General features: G+C 60.9%; 13 protein-coding genes. 10 read left to right on the top strand and 3 right to left on the bottom strand.

The genetic code is table 11. The features are described 5' to 3' along the window. The 10 genes from Q8S60_RS12270 to Q8S60_RS12225 form a co-directional block, all read left to right on the top strand. The coding region (locus Q8S60_RS12270) for a flagellar hook-length control protein FliK (protein ID WP_305668591.1) at positions 1-1,486 on the top strand (1,486 nt) is incomplete at its 5' end. A gap of 19 nt (positions 1,487-1,505) precedes the next feature. After that, complete coding sequence (locus tag Q8S60_RS12265) at positions 1,506-2,186, top strand: flagellar hook assembly protein FlgD (protein WP_305278622.1); 681 nt, start codon at positions 1,506-1,508, stop codon at positions 2,184-2,186. 132 nt (positions 2,187-2,318) lie between these two features. Beyond that, entirely contained in the window at positions 2,319-2,594 is a 276-nt protein-coding gene (locus tag Q8S60_RS12260) for a DUF1153 domain-containing protein (RefSeq protein WP_012111104.1), read from the top strand. Positions 2,595-2,888: 294 nt separating this feature from the next. Further along, the gene (fliF, locus tag Q8S60_RS12255; protein ID WP_370867315.1) at positions 2,889-4,547 is read left to right on the top strand and encodes a flagellar basal-body MS-ring/collar protein FliF; all 1,659 of its coding nucleotides are present in this window, start codon (positions 2,889-2,891) and stop codon (positions 4,545-4,547) included. 11 nt (positions 4,548-4,558) lie between these two features. Next, positions 4,559-5,587: a flagellar motor switch protein FliG gene (gene fliG / locus Q8S60_RS12250; RefSeq protein WP_305278621.1), complete on the top strand. Its 1,029-nt coding sequence runs from the start codon at positions 4,559-4,561 to the stop codon at positions 5,585-5,587. A gap of 34 nt (positions 5,588-5,621) precedes the next feature. Next, the gene (locus tag Q8S60_RS12245) at positions 5,622-6,302 is read left to right on the top strand and encodes a FliH/SctL family protein (RefSeq protein WP_305278620.1); all 681 of its coding nucleotides are present in this window, start codon (positions 5,622-5,624) and stop codon (positions 6,300-6,302) included. 32 nt (positions 6,303-6,334) lie between these two features. Beyond that, on the top strand, positions 6,335-6,691 hold the full coding sequence (gene fliN, locus Q8S60_RS12240) for a flagellar motor switch protein FliN (protein WP_305278619.1): 357 nt from the start codon (positions 6,335-6,337) through the stop codon (positions 6,689-6,691). Positions 6,692-6,747: 56 nt separating this feature from the next. After that, positions 6,748-8,115: a sigma-54 dependent transcriptional regulator gene (locus Q8S60_RS12235; RefSeq protein ID WP_305278618.1), complete on the top strand. Its 1,368-nt coding sequence runs from the start codon at positions 6,748-6,750 to the stop codon at positions 8,113-8,115. 29 nt (positions 8,116-8,144) lie between these two features. Then, the gene (flhA, locus tag Q8S60_RS12230; RefSeq protein WP_305278617.1) at positions 8,145-10,280 is read left to right on the top strand and encodes a flagellar biosynthesis protein FlhA; all 2,136 of its coding nucleotides are present in this window, start codon (positions 8,145-8,147) and stop codon (positions 10,278-10,280) included. Positions 10,281-10,601: 321 nt separating this feature from the next. Then, on the top strand, positions 10,602-10,925 hold the full coding sequence (locus tag Q8S60_RS12225) for a hypothetical protein (RefSeq protein WP_012111097.1): 324 nt from the start codon (positions 10,602-10,604) through the stop codon (positions 10,923-10,925). Here the strand turns inward: Q8S60_RS12225 and Q8S60_RS12220 are convergent. From Q8S60_RS12220 to fliI, 3 genes are all read right to left on the bottom strand, one after another. After that, positions 10,922-11,407 carry a YajQ family cyclic di-GMP-binding protein gene (locus Q8S60_RS12220; protein ID WP_305278616.1) on the bottom strand — a complete coding sequence of 162 codons (486 nt, stop codon included), beginning with the start codon at positions 11,405-11,407 and terminating at the stop codon, positions 10,922-10,924. The two genes, Q8S60_RS12225 and Q8S60_RS12220, sit on opposite strands and share 4 nt — an antisense overlap. An 88-nt stretch (positions 11,408-11,495) precedes the next feature. Continuing rightward, complete coding sequence (gene fliJ / locus Q8S60_RS12215; RefSeq protein ID WP_305278615.1) at positions 11,496-11,906, bottom strand: flagellar export protein FliJ; 411 nt, start codon at positions 11,904-11,906, stop codon at positions 11,496-11,498. Continuing rightward, positions 11,906-13,243, bottom strand: a complete 1,338-nt coding sequence (gene fliI / locus Q8S60_RS12210; protein ID WP_305278614.1) for a flagellar protein export ATPase FliI — start codon at positions 13,241-13,243, stop codon at positions 11,906-11,908. Before fliI ends, fliJ begins: the two co-directional genes overlap by 1 nt. Between the last annotated feature and the right edge of the window lie 385 nt (positions 13,244-13,628).

Genomic DNA, 13,628 nt, shown 5'->3' with positions numbered 1-13,628 from the left:
CCCGGCCCCCCAACGCGCTAAAGCCCCGGAATCCCTCACGATTCAGCCCGGTTCCATACGCACGCCCGCAACCGGCGCCGCCAGCGAGTTCGCCCGCCATCTCGCCGAAAACAACCAAACAGACAGCCCCCGCCGTCGCGATGATCGTCCCGCCGAGCGGCGCGAGCGGCCGGAACCCCGCAATTCTGCGCGCCGCGACGACGAAATCGAAAGTCGCGCATCCGCGCGCGACAGCGACAAAAAGAATGAAGAGGCGGAGGGGACGCCAGATATAGCCCTCACTGTGCAGGTCGACACCACTCCGGGTAAGACCGTGCATGCCGAAGATGCGCCGGTTGAGGCGCAAACGGCGATACCGGGTACCGAAGACAATCCCGAAGCGGCAACCAGCTCTCCTGTAGAGGGCGCCGAAAACGACCTGCCGAGCAACGAGGTACCCACAGAAATGGCCGCTGTGGAAGCGGAGGCCCCGGTCGGAACAGCTGCGGCGCCAGTCGCGACAGCCGAGCCCACCGCACCGGAAAAACCCGTTGTTGCGACAGGACCAGTCGAGGCACGCGTTCCCGCAGAGACATCAAAACCACAGACGCCGGCTGATGCGGCCATCCAAAACATTGCTGCAAACCCTCCCGCTGACGGAGCGGGGGATACAAAAGCCGAGTCCACCGCACAGAAAGGCACGGCACCCGCCGCCGTTCAGCAGACTGCCGGCGAAACCGCTGTCGTCGGCGATGCGGCGGAACCCACAGCGGAATTCAAAGCAGCGACCATCGACGCCAAGACCAGCAAGGGCCTCGGCCACAACGCCGCCGAGCAACTGGCAGAAAAGAAGACCGAGGCCAAGCAGACGTTGGCCCAGGCCGCAGCAGCACCGCAAACCGCACCGTCCGCTCCGCAGGCGCAGCGCGCAGCGGCCCAGGCAAATCAGCCTACGCCCCTGGCAACCGGTTCGCTGGATACGGTCGGCACACCGCGCGGCGGCGACTTGCCCGTGAGCGGCACGCCATCGACCGGCGGAAACGGCAGCACGGCCACGGTTCGCATCGGCACCTTGCCCGGGCAGGCCCAACCGACGCAACTCCCCGCAACGACGATCGCCCTGCAGATGGCGCGCAATCTCCAGAAGGGTATCAGCCGTTTCGATATCCGCCTCGACCCGCCGGAGATGGGGCGCATCGACGTGCGCATGGAAGTCCGCAAGGACGGTCATGTCGCCGCGCATATGACGGTCGACCGGCCGGAAACGCTCGATCTGCTGCAGCGCGACGCGCGCGCCCTTCAGCAGGCGCTCAACAATGCAGGTCTGCAGGCCGACAGCGACAGCCTGAACTTCACACTGCGTGACCAGAGCGGTGATGGTGACAGGCCCAACTTCGCCGACGGCGGTGGCCGCGGAGCGGATGAAGCTGCTTCTGAAGAACTCACATCGGCACCGATCTACAACGTCAATCTCTCCGCCAATGGCGGCATCGATATCCGCGTCTGACGCAGAAAGGTTACTGAAAATGGATATCGCTTCGGCTTCCGCCGCCGTTCAGGCCGCGACCTCCAGCAATAATTCTTCGACCGCTTCGGCGGCCCTCGCCGGCAATTTCGACACGTTCCTGAAGCTTCTGACGACTCAGCTCCAGCATCAGGACCCAACGAATCCCATGAGCTCGGACCAGTTTACCCAGCAGCTCGTCCAGATGTCCGGCGTTGAGCAGTCGATCCAGACAAACCGCTATCTGGAGACATTGATTACGGCCAATGCGATTCAGAATGCGAGCCAGTCCGTGTCTCTCCTGGGCAAGGAGGTGACCGGCTCCGGCACCGGTACTCTCCTCGCCGATGGCGAAGCCAAATGGAGCTTCGCAGTCGCCGCGGACGCACCCGACACGACGTTGCAGGTCATCAATGCCGATGGCGCCACCGTCTATACCGAAAAAATGGACGCGACTGCCGGAGACCACAAGTTCAGCTGGAACGGCAAGGACAGCAAGGGGAGCGAGTTGCCCGAGGGCACCTACTTCCTGCGCGTCACGGCCAACAGCGCGAGTGGCCTCCCTGTCGCCGTGGACACCCGGACCACCGGTATCGTTACCGCGATCGACCTCAGCACGACTGATCCATTGCTGACCGTTAATGGCGCGCAAATCCGCTACTCGCAGATTACCGCCGTAAAAGAACCGGCACCTGCAAGCTGACGCGTCCATTCGTCCCGCAATGGAACAGCTAAGCCCTTGATTTCGGGCAAATTTTACCACGGCACTTAGCCGTTTTTTAAAGCGCCCGACCCTATGCTCTCTACCAGCGAAGAGCACGGAGACGAAAGTTCGATGAGTGAGCATCAGATATCGAAGGTCAACTACGTGATCGGACCCGACGGAAGTCCGCTCACGGTGGCCGACCTGCCGCCGCCCGACACGAAGCGATGGGTGATCCGTCGCAAGGCTGAAGTCGTGGCGGCCGTTCGCGGCGGCCTGATAAGCCTCGATGACGCTTGCCGCCGGTACACGCTGACGGTGGAGGAATTCCTCAGCTGGCAGCGGTCAATCGAACGGCACGGCCTGGCAGGGCTCCGTGCGACACGGGTTCAACAGTACAGGCAGTGAGATAGGGATTGTATCTGCGTACTTGCTGTCCTTTGGGCGCCGGCGGATCCTCCCTCCGCCGGCGTCTTTCTTTTTTTCGGCCCTTTTTTTAGCCACCCGGCAAAAATTGCCGGGCGCGTTAAGCATCTGTTTAGTCCGCGGGCGGTAATTTTTGCCCAGCGGCACGGGAAACTCCGACTGGGCAATGGGCTCGGGGTTTGAGGGCAAAGGATTTGCGACTCACCTGTTGTCTGGCGAATGCGTTGGTCCAAGAACCGGACTTGCGTTGCGTGCGCTGGCACAAGGGGTGGGTGGGTGAGCAACGTCTCGAATCTTCTGAAGTCACTCGGCATGGTCCGCCTTGCGGCGCTTGGGCTGGTTGCGCTCACCTTGCTCGGCTTCTTCGCCGTCATCGTCCTGCGGATGGGCAGCGAACCCAAAGCTCTTCTCTTTTCCGATGTGGGCGTTGAAGACGCCGCAAAGATGGTCGCTGAACTCGACGCCGCCAAGATCACGTATGAGCTGCGCGGCAACGGCAGCATGATTTATGTGCCGCAGAACGACGTTCTCCGTCTGCGCATGATGCTCGCCGGCAAGGGACTCCCGGCCGGCGGTACCGTCGGTTACGAAATTTTCGACAACGCCGATGCGCTCGGCACCACGAGTTTCCTCCAGAACATCAATCATCTGCGCGCGCTCGAGGGCGAGCTGGCGCGCACGATACGCGCCATCGAAGGCATTGAAAGCGTGCGGGTTCATCTCGTACTGCCGGAGCGCGAACTTTTCTCCCGCGATCGCCGCGAACCGACCGCTTCCATCGTGCTGAAGGTGTCGCGAAATTCGCTGACAACGCAGCAAGTAAAGGCGATCCAGTATCTCGTTGCATCCGCCGTGGACGGACTTTCCCCCGGTCGCGTATCGATTGTCGATGAACGTGGCGCGCTCCTCGCGAGCGGCGTCGGGGAAGATTCCCAGTCGCTGCTGGTCAGCTCGGTCGACGAGCGTCGTACCGGCTACGAAAACAGGCTCCGCACACATCTCGAGAACATCCTCCAGCGTGTCGTCGGGGTGGACAAGGCTCGCGTCGAAGTGACCGCGCTGATGGACTACAACCGTATTACGCAGACATCCGACACCTTCGATCCGAACGGCCAGGTCGTACGCTCGACGCAGACGGTCGACGACAATTCGAGCAGCGCCGATGGCGCGGGGAACGGCGGCGTCACGGTTGGCAACAACCTTCCGAATGCAAATCTCGGCGGCGCAGACACGGAAACCGGTTCCCGCCAGGCCACAAACCGCACCGAGGAAACCGTCAACTACGAAATCTCCCGCACGACCAAGACCGAAATACTGGAGCCGGGTCGTGTGAAGCGCGTCTCGGTAGCGGTTCTGGTTGACGGCTCCTATGCAGCGGATGCTGACGGCAGTACCGTCTACACACCTCGCACCGATCAGGAACTGCAGAAGATCGAAGCCCTGGTCAAATCCGCAATCGGCTTCGACACTTCGCGCGGCGATCAGGTAGAGATCGTGAACCTTCAATTCGCGGCCGCCCCTGCTCTCGACGCAGGCACGGCGGCCGGCGATGAGGCTTCCGGGCTGATGGATTTTACCCGCGCGGACATCATCCGAATCGCCGAAATGCTTGTGCTGGCGATCCTTGCCCTCATTGCAATGCTCTTCGTGATGCGTCCGCTCCTTTCGCGCATATTCTCCGGCAGTCCGCTCCCTGGGCAGATCTCCTATTCGACCGGTGGTGGTCAGGCCGTTCTCGCCGGACCGGACGAGGGCGATGCGTCGGCAGGCGCACTCCCCGCACCCGACCAGCTCAGCGAAGACATGATGATCGACATCGCACAGGTGGCCGGCAAGGTGAAGCAATCCTCCGTCCGCAAGATCGGCGAACTGGTGACCAATCATCCCGACGAATCCATATCGATCCTGCGCAGCTGGCTGCACGAAACCGTTTGAGGACCTGAAAATTGGCGACGGCACCCAAACTCAAGGACGACAAGGCAGGGCTCACCGGCCCGCAAAAGGCCGCGATCTTCATGCTCGCCCTCGGCGCAGACGATGCCGCGCCGCTCTGGGAGATGTTCGACGAAGATGAAATCCGCGAAATGTCGCAGATCATGTCGTCGCTCGGAACCGTCCAGGCAGGCATCATCGAAAAGCTGCTCGTGGAATTCGCTTCCAAGGTGTCGGGTACAGGTGCGCTGGTCGGCTCCTACGAATCGACGGAACGACTGCTTCTCCGGTTCCTGCCGGAAGACCGCGTAAATTCCGTCATGGATGAAATTCGCGGCCCTGCCGGCCGCACCATGTGGGAGAAGCTCGGCAATGTGAATGAAGCCGTGCTCGCGAGCTATCTGAAGAACGAATACCCCCAGACGGTCGCCGTCGTACTGACGAAAATCCGCCCCGAGCATGCCGCGCGTGTACTGGGCTGCCTGCCGGAGGACTTCGCGCTCGAAGTCGTAACACGAATGCTGCGTATGGAATCCGTGCAGAAGGAAATCCTCGACAAGGTCGAACAGACGCTCCGTTCGGAATTCATGTCGAATCTTTCCCGCACAAATCGTCGCGACAGCCACGAACTGATGGCGGAAATCTTCAATAACTTCGACCGCCAGACGGAGGGTCGCTTCCTCGCCGCTCTGGAAGAACGCTCGCGCGACTCTGCAGATCGCATCAAGGCGTTGATGTTCACCTTCGAGGATCTCGGCAGGCTCGACCCCGGCTCCGTCCAGACGCTGCTGCGCGCCGTCGACAAGAACAAGCTCGGCATCGCGCTCAAGGGCGCCTCCGATACTTTGCGCGACCTCTTCTTCGCCAACATGTCCGAACGTGCCGCCAAAATATTGCGTGAAGACATGGAAATGATGGGGCCCGTCCGCCTGAAGGATGTGGACGAAGCCCAAATGAACATGGTCAACGTCGCCAAGGATCTCGCCAACAAGGGTGAGATCATGATCGCCGCCGACGGCGCCGACAATGAGCTCATTTACTGACATTCCGATGTGGTCAGGTAACCGGACAAGCGAAATGAAGCAGGCTGTGAAATTCACCTTCGACACGCACTTCGGCGAGACTCCTGCGGGTCCGTCGTCGAAGGCGAAGGTGTCTCATGGTCTGACTGAAGCGGACCTCGAAAAGGCTCGCGACGAAGCCTATGCGGCGGGTTACGCGGCGGGCGAGCGGGAAGCGGTTGCCCGTGCCGACCGGGAGCTCGGCACCGCCCTCAATCACCTGTCGGAGAGCGCAGCGAGCCTGCTCACGGCCCTCGGCGCTCATACCGCGAGCCTGAAAAAGGAAGCGGCGGCACTCGCGCTGCAGGTGGCGCGCAAGTTTGCACCGGCTCTGATCGCGACACGTCCAGATACCGAAATCGAGGCCGTCCTGCGCGATTGCCTCACGCACTTGAACCGGGAGCCGCACATTCTGCTGCGCGTCTCCGCTTCGCTCGTCGACCGCCTCAAGGACACCGTCGATCGCATGGCCATGGAGCGCGGCCTCTCCGGCCGCATCATCCTTCTGGGTGAGCCCACCATGAGGGAAGGCGACTGCGTCGTGGAGTGGGCCGATGGCGGCGTCGTGCGGAACACCGACGAAATCGAACGGGAAATATCGGAAATTGTCGGCCGTTATGTCGAAACGATCGGCACATCGGAAAAAGATACCCACGCGCTCGCCATGCCTGAAAGCCGCTCCACCGGCCGGGACTGACAGCAACAACGAATTCTGAAGGAGTCTACAGCATGGCCGACCAGGACGAAGAAATCGCCCTCCCCGATCTCGCCACCGCCGACGCATTGCCGGTTGCGACGGAGGACGAGATGACCGCCGAGGAAGAAGATCAGGTGCGCTCTGCCCAGGATCTTGAAGCCGTGTTCGACGTGCCCGTCAACGTGTCGGCCGTACTCGGCAAGACCCACATCGAAGTTTCCAACCTGCTGAAGCTGGGCCGCGGCGCCATCGTCGAACTCGACCGCAAGGTGGGTGAGGCAATCGACATCTATGTCAATGAGCGACTGGTGGCACGCGGCGAGGTAGTCGTCGTGGATGATCGCCTGGGTGTCACGATGACTGAAATCGTCAAGGGCGGTGTGAGCTGATCGCTTCAGATCGAGCTACCGCGCAAAGTTGAGAATAGAAAGTAGAGGAGCCGCAAATGCGCCTTCTGATCGTTGGAACACTGAACGGACAGCTCTCCACCGCCACAAAAATGGCGATGGCGAAGGGCGCCAAGGTCACACATACCGAAACCGTCGATCAGGCCCTTGAGACCCTGCGTTCTGGCCGGGGCGCCGACCTGATGATGGTCGACGTCGCCGCCGACATCGCAAGCCTTATCCAGCGGCTCCAGACCGAACACATCTGCATTCCGGTGGTCGCTTGCGGCGTCGAAACCGACGCGCGCGCCGCCGTTAATGCGATCCGGGCTGGTGCGAAGGAATATATCCCTCTGCCGCCCGACGCCGAACTCATTGCCGCCGTACTGGCGGCCGTGGCTGACGAAAGCCATGCGCTGGTCTTCCAGGACCCGAAAATGGCGAGCGTCGTGAAGCTCGCCGACCAGGTTGCAGCGTCCGATGCGTCGATCCTCATCACGGGAGAGTCCGGCACCGGTAAGGAGGTTATGGCTCGCTACGTCCACAGCCGCTCGCTCCGCCGCGACAAGCCGTTCATCTCGGTAAACTGCGCCGCCATTCCTGAGAACCTGCTTGAGTCCGAACTCTTCGGCCACGAGAAAGGCGCGTTCACGGGTGCCGTCGCCCGCCGTATCGGCAAATTCGAAGAAGCCGACGGCGGCACGCTCCTGCTCGATGAAATCAGCGAAATGGATATTCGCCTGCAGGCGAAGCTCCTGCGCGCAATCCAGGAACGCGAAATCGACCGCGTCGGCGGGAAGACACCCGTCAAGGTGAACATCCGCATCGTCGCAACGTCCAACCGCGATCTGCAATCGGAAGCACGTGCCGGCCGGTTCCGCGAAGATCTTTTCTACCGTCTCAACGTCGTGAATCTCCAGCTTCCGCCCCTTCGTGAGCGCCCGTCGGACATTCTGGCTCTCGCCGACCATTTCGCCGTCCGTTATGCCAAGGCAAACGGTCTTGCGCCGAAGCCGATATCTGTTGAAGCGCGCCGCTTTCTGACCCGTCATGAATGGGCCGGCAACGTGCGCGAACTGGAAAACACAATGCACCGCGCCGTCCTCCTTACGGCCGGCGAAGAGATGGACGTGGATGCAATCCGCCTGCCCGATGGCACCCGTCTCGAAGATGCAGCCTTTCAAGGCGTCGCACACAGAGCTGCCAGTGCTGCTGACGCCGTCTCGCGCGCATTTGTTGGCAAGACTGTCGCCGAAGTGGAGCAGGACCTCATTTTGCAGACTCTCGACCATTGCCTGGGCAACCGCACCCATGCCGCGAACATCCTCGGCATTTCGATCCGGACCTTGCGCAACAAACTCAAGGAATACGGCGAGCAAGGCGTTCCCGTTCCGACACCGGGCGAAGCCCGCGCTTATTTCGGCTGAAGTAGTCGTCAACCTTGGGAATGCACTGAATGAGTGACGCGAGCAGCGCCATACCGAAAAAGGGATTGCTCGGTGGCCTCGGCCTTGCCGGGATAACACCCGGAAGCCTGTTGGCCGATATCGCCAAGCGCGGCGATCTCGCCCTCGCTTTTGGCGTGATCGCGATCATAGTCGTGCTGATTCTGCCCCTGCCCGCGTTCTTGCTCGATTTCTCGCTCGCCATTTCGATCACCTTCTCGGTGCTCGTGCTGATGACTGCGCTCTTCATCCAGAAGCCGCTGGAATTCAGTGCGTTCCCGACCGTTCTTCTCATCGCAACGATGTTGCGGCTCGCACTCAATCTCGCGTCGACCCGCCTGATCCTCGGCCACGGCCACGAAGGCACGGAGAGCGCCGGCAAGGTCATCGAGGCCTTCGGCAACTTCGTGATGCAAGGCAACTTCGTCATCGGTGTCATTGTCTTCGCGATCCTTGTGATCGTGAACTTCGTGGTCATCACCAAGGGTTCCGGCCGCATCGCCGAAGTGGCCGCCCGTTTCACCCTGGACGCCATGCCCGGCAAGCAGATGGCGATCGACGCCGACCTCTCCGCCGGCCTGATCGACGAGAAGGAAGCCCGCACCCGCCGCTCCGACCTTGAAAATGAGAGTTCATTTTTCGGTGCCATGGACGGCGCATCAAAATTCGTCCGCGGCGACGCCATCGCCGGCTTGCTCATTACTTTCATCAACGTGGTGGGCGGCATCGTTATCGGCGTCGCACAAAACGACATGGGCTTCGGAGACGCGGCCCATACCTATACGCTGTTGACGGTCGGCGATGGCCTTGTAAGCCAGATCCCCGCGCTCATTGTCTCGACTGCGGCAGGCCTTCTGGTATCCAAGGCCGGCGTCGAGGGAGCGGCCGATGAGGCGCTTTTCGAACAGCTGTCCGGCTACCCTCAGGCGCTTGGCATGTCTTCCTTCGTGATGGGCACCATGGCGCTGTTGCCGGGCCTTCCCGCCGTCCCCTTTCTTCTCCTTGCGGGCGCAACGGGCGGCCTCGCCTTCTATTTGAAGAAGACGAGAAGGGACCGCGCCGATGAGATTGCCGACGCCGAAGCAAGAGAAGCGGACGCAGTGCCTGTCGCGGAGGAGCCGATCAGCACGGCCCTCAAGATGGACGAACTCCGCCTCGAAATCGGCTACGCCCTGCTGCCGCTTATCAACGGCAAGGATCATCAGAAGCTCACAGATCAGATCAAGGCTCTGCGCCGCCAGATCGCCAGCGACATGGGCTTCGTCATGCCGTCTGTCCGTATCCTGGACAACGTGCAGATCGATGCGAACAGCTATGTCATCCGCGTGAAGGAAGTGGAATCCGGACGAGGCGACGTTTATGTCGGTCAGCTGCTGGTCATGGATCCCCATGGCGGACAGATTCAGCTCCCCGGCCTCCATACGACGGAACCGGCGTTCGGCCTGCCCGCGACGTGGATCGACGAGGGCCTGCGCGAGGAAGCATCGTTCCGGGGTTACACGGTCGTCGACCCGCCGACGGTGCTGACCACGCACCTGACCGAAATCATCAAGGACAACATGGCCGACCTGCTGTCCTATGCGGAAGTGCAGAAATTGCTCGACGAACTTGGCAAGGAGCACAAGAAGCTTGTCGAGGACCTCGTACCGTCGCAGATCACGGTCACCGGTATTCAGCGTGTACTGCAAACGCTGCTCAACGAGCGCATCTCGATCCGCGATCTCGCGACGATCATGGAGGGTATTGCGGAAGCGGTGGGCCATACGCAAAGCCTCACGCTCATCACCGAGCACGTCCGGGCCCGTCTGGCCCGCCAGATATGTGCGGCCCACGCGGATGCCGGCAATGCTGTGCCGCTCATCACTCTTTCACCGCGCTGGGAGCAGGCATTCGCCGAATCCCTGATCGGGCAAGGCGAGGAAAAGCAGCTCGCGATGCAACCATCTGTTCTTCAGGAGTTCATCGCCAGCATGCGCGACCGCTTCGAGGACGCTGCCCGCGCAGGCGAGGTGCCGGTGCTGCTTACAAGCCCCGGCGTCCGGCCGTATGTGCGGTCGATCGTCGAGCGCTTCCGGCCGCAGACATTTGTCATGTCGCAGAACGAAGTACATCCCCGGGTCCGGCTCCGCACGGTCGGCAGCATCTGAGCGGTGCAATAGTCCAGAGCCGTTAACCACATCTCACTCTTTCTGACGACTCGTGCGGCCTTGTAGCGGAGAGCGCGAATCATCCAAAAGCTCCGGCTTTTCGCTGAAAATCGAATGCCGCAAGGCACATGACCGCAGTCCGGCATGACGCTTTTGCGACGCAGGCTGACGTTTTTCTCGTGTAAACAGCTAGACCTTGTCCCGATTTGGGATAACCTCTCCCGATACCGTCGCAGATGGCTCTGGCGTGGTGGCGAGAGCGTTTGCAACGTACATCCGGGAGAGGGGCTCTCCCGGCCGGTAATGCTTGAGGGGGACAAGATGGAACTTACGGAATATCTGAACCAGGCGCTCGCATGGGCGCGTATGGGATTCGACACGGTCAACTCGATCCAGGGGCTCGTCATCGCCCTGATCGCGGCCATCATCATGAACCGGTACAACAGGATCGTCGTGTTCGCGCTCGGCGCCACGGTGGTCCACGAGCTTGTGAATATCGGCCGCAACTTCTATGCGGGTGCCGCGAACCCGCTGCCGGATTATCTCGATCTCGAGGTTCTCAAGCTGGTAGCGATCCGTTTCGTCGGTTATCTGATCGCGATCAGCCTGATCTATCTCGTCCGGCGCCTCTTCTTCCGCGGCTAGTCGCGGAAATTCTCGTACTGAAGGGGCTGTTCGATTTTCAGCCCTTTCACAAACTGGATCGCGGCCTGGAGGTCGTCTCGCTTCTTACCCGAGACTCTGAGTTCGTCGCCCTGAATGGCGACTTGTACCTTCAGGCCGGATCCCTTGATGTCCTTCACGATCCGCTTGGCGAGTTCCTTGTCGAGTCCTTCGCGGATTGCCACCTTCTGGCGCACACTCTGACCAGCAGCCTTCTCCGGCTCCTTGTAGTCGAGCACGCCCGCTTCGACGTTTCGCCGCGCCAGATGGCCCTGCAGCAGTTCATGCATCTGCTTCAGCTTCAGATCGTCGTCGGCGAGGATCGTCAATTCCTGATCTTTCCGCTCCACCGAACAATGCGACCCCTTGAAGTCGTATCGCTGTCCGATCTCGCGCGCCACGTTCTGGAGCGCGTTGTCGATCTCGGCGAAGTCGGTTTTGGAGACGATATCGAAGCTAGGCATGGACGTTGACCGCTTTCTGTTGTGCAGGCGGTCATTCTAGCGTGCATTCGATGTAGCAAAAAAGGCCGTTTTGCCGGGATGGCCGAAGCTAATGACGACGGTGAATCGAAAGCGCGATTTCGTCCAGTTCCGTCTGTTCCACCCGCATTGCTTCCCGGCGGACCTTGCGCTTGCGGCTACCTTCCAGCAACTCGTATTTCTTGAGCTCGCGAAAAGCGCCGGAGAGCTCCTCCTTCGCCGTTTCAAGCTGTCGCTCTATTCCGTCAATCGATTCAAGAATGTTCTCACGGCGGCGGATCACTGACTTCGCGAACATGGGATAGGCGAAATGCGCAACGTCCGAGATGCCGGCTTTGCGCTGTTCCGCCTCGACCTGCGCCTCAAGATCGCGCTCGCGTTGGCGGAACTCGGAAAGCATCAATTCGAGCTCGGCCACCTTGCGGCGTTTCTCGTCCACCTGAAACTTGTGAAGCCGGATGAGAGATTCGCGGTTGCGCATCACTCGGTCTCCTCAAATGTCCGGGGCCGGTTGGCCAGCACTTCGGCAAGCGCCCGATAGCCTTCGGCAAGGGTGCTCGCATCGCGCTTGCCCTGCGCGAGAAAGGCATCGAGGGCGGGTTGATAATGAATCGCCTCATCCACCTGCGGATCGGAACCCGGACGATAAGCACCCAGCCGGATCAACTCCTCCATGTCGTCATAGGTTGCCATCAGCGCGCGGGCGCGCCGGATCAATTCGTTCTCTTCCGCCGCATTGCAGTCCGGCATGGTACGCGAGATGGACTTCAGCACATTGATGGCCGGATAGCGTCCGCGCTCCGCGATTGCACGCTCCATGACGATATGCCCGTCGAGAATAGAGCGCACAGCATCGGCAACGGGTTCATTGTGATCGTCGCCGTCGACCAGAACCGTAAAGAGACCCGTTATGCTGCCGGCGCCCGTACCGGGCCCGGCACGCTCGAGAAGCTTCGGCAATTCGGCGAACACCGTTGGCGTATAGCCCTTGCTTGTCGGCGGTTCGCCGGTCGAGAGGCCGATCTCGCGCTGCGCAATGGCAAAACGCGTGACGCTGTCCATCATGCAGAGAACATTCTGGTCCTGGTCACGGAAATACTCGGCAAGGCTGAGCGTCAGATAGGCGGCCTGACGACGCATCAGCGCGGGCTCGTCCGACGTCGCCACAACGACGACCGAGCGCGCGAGGCCCTCGGGCCCCAGGTCGTCCTCGATAAATTCCTGAACTTCGCGTCCGCGCTCGCCGATCAATCCGATCACCGAGACGTCGCAGGCCGTATTGCGGGCAAGCATTGAAAGCAGGACCGACTTGCCGACGCCCGAGCCGGCAAAAATGCCCATACGCTGGCCGCGGCAGACAGTCGTGAATGTATTGAGCGCGCGAACGCCGAGATCGACCTTCCCTCGTACCCTCTGACGCGTATGCGCCGGCGGCGGCATGTTGCGCAGCAAATAGGGAAGTGCCCCTTGCGCGATCGGCCCCTTGCCGTCCATCGGCTCGCCCATCGCATTGACGACCCGGCCGAGCCAGGCATTGCAGGGATAGACATGCGGCTCTTCCGACGAAAGCACAGCTTTGCAGCCGACGCCGATACCGGCGAGCGAACCGAACGGAAGGCAGAGCGCCTTGTTGTCGCGGAAACCGACGACCTCGCAGACCACTTCCTCGCCGGCGCGGTTTGACACTGAGAGCCTGCTGCCCACGCCCATGGCATGGAGCGGCCCGGCCACCTCGACCATCAGCCCCTGAATGCTGACGACCCGCCCATAATGCCTCACCTCGGCAAGCGCGCCTATTTCCGCCAACAATGCCTGCACTGACCCCGAGTCCCCATCTGAAGCGGGAATACCGCCAAACGCCGGATTACACGGACAACGGCCTCTGCCGTTCCGTCGATGGATCATGGCTTGAAGACTTTAAGACCGCGTAAACCCTGAGGACGTTGATTAGGTGCCGGATTGGACCGGCCCAACCCCGAAAAAGCTCGGTTCCGAGGCCCTGTAAACTTGGCCTGGCCCGTCCCGGATTCGGAAAATTGAATCGCATCAGCGGTTTAGAAGATGACCCGTAAATTTTTCTGAATTTTTTTCATTCCGATTAACCTTTGTTAACCAAATCGCCGTAAGGTCCAAATTATGGATTAACCAAGCCGCTGGCGACCGGATATTCCGATCGCCGAGAGGGGGACCAATGCGAGTTCTG

This window comes from Parvibaculum sp. (assembly GCF_030694575.1).
Lineage (GTDB): Bacteria > Pseudomonadota > Alphaproteobacteria > Parvibaculales > Parvibaculaceae > Parvibaculum.
Note: the sequence above shows the minus strand (reverse complement) of the source record. Positions and strands in the feature narration are given on the sequence as shown.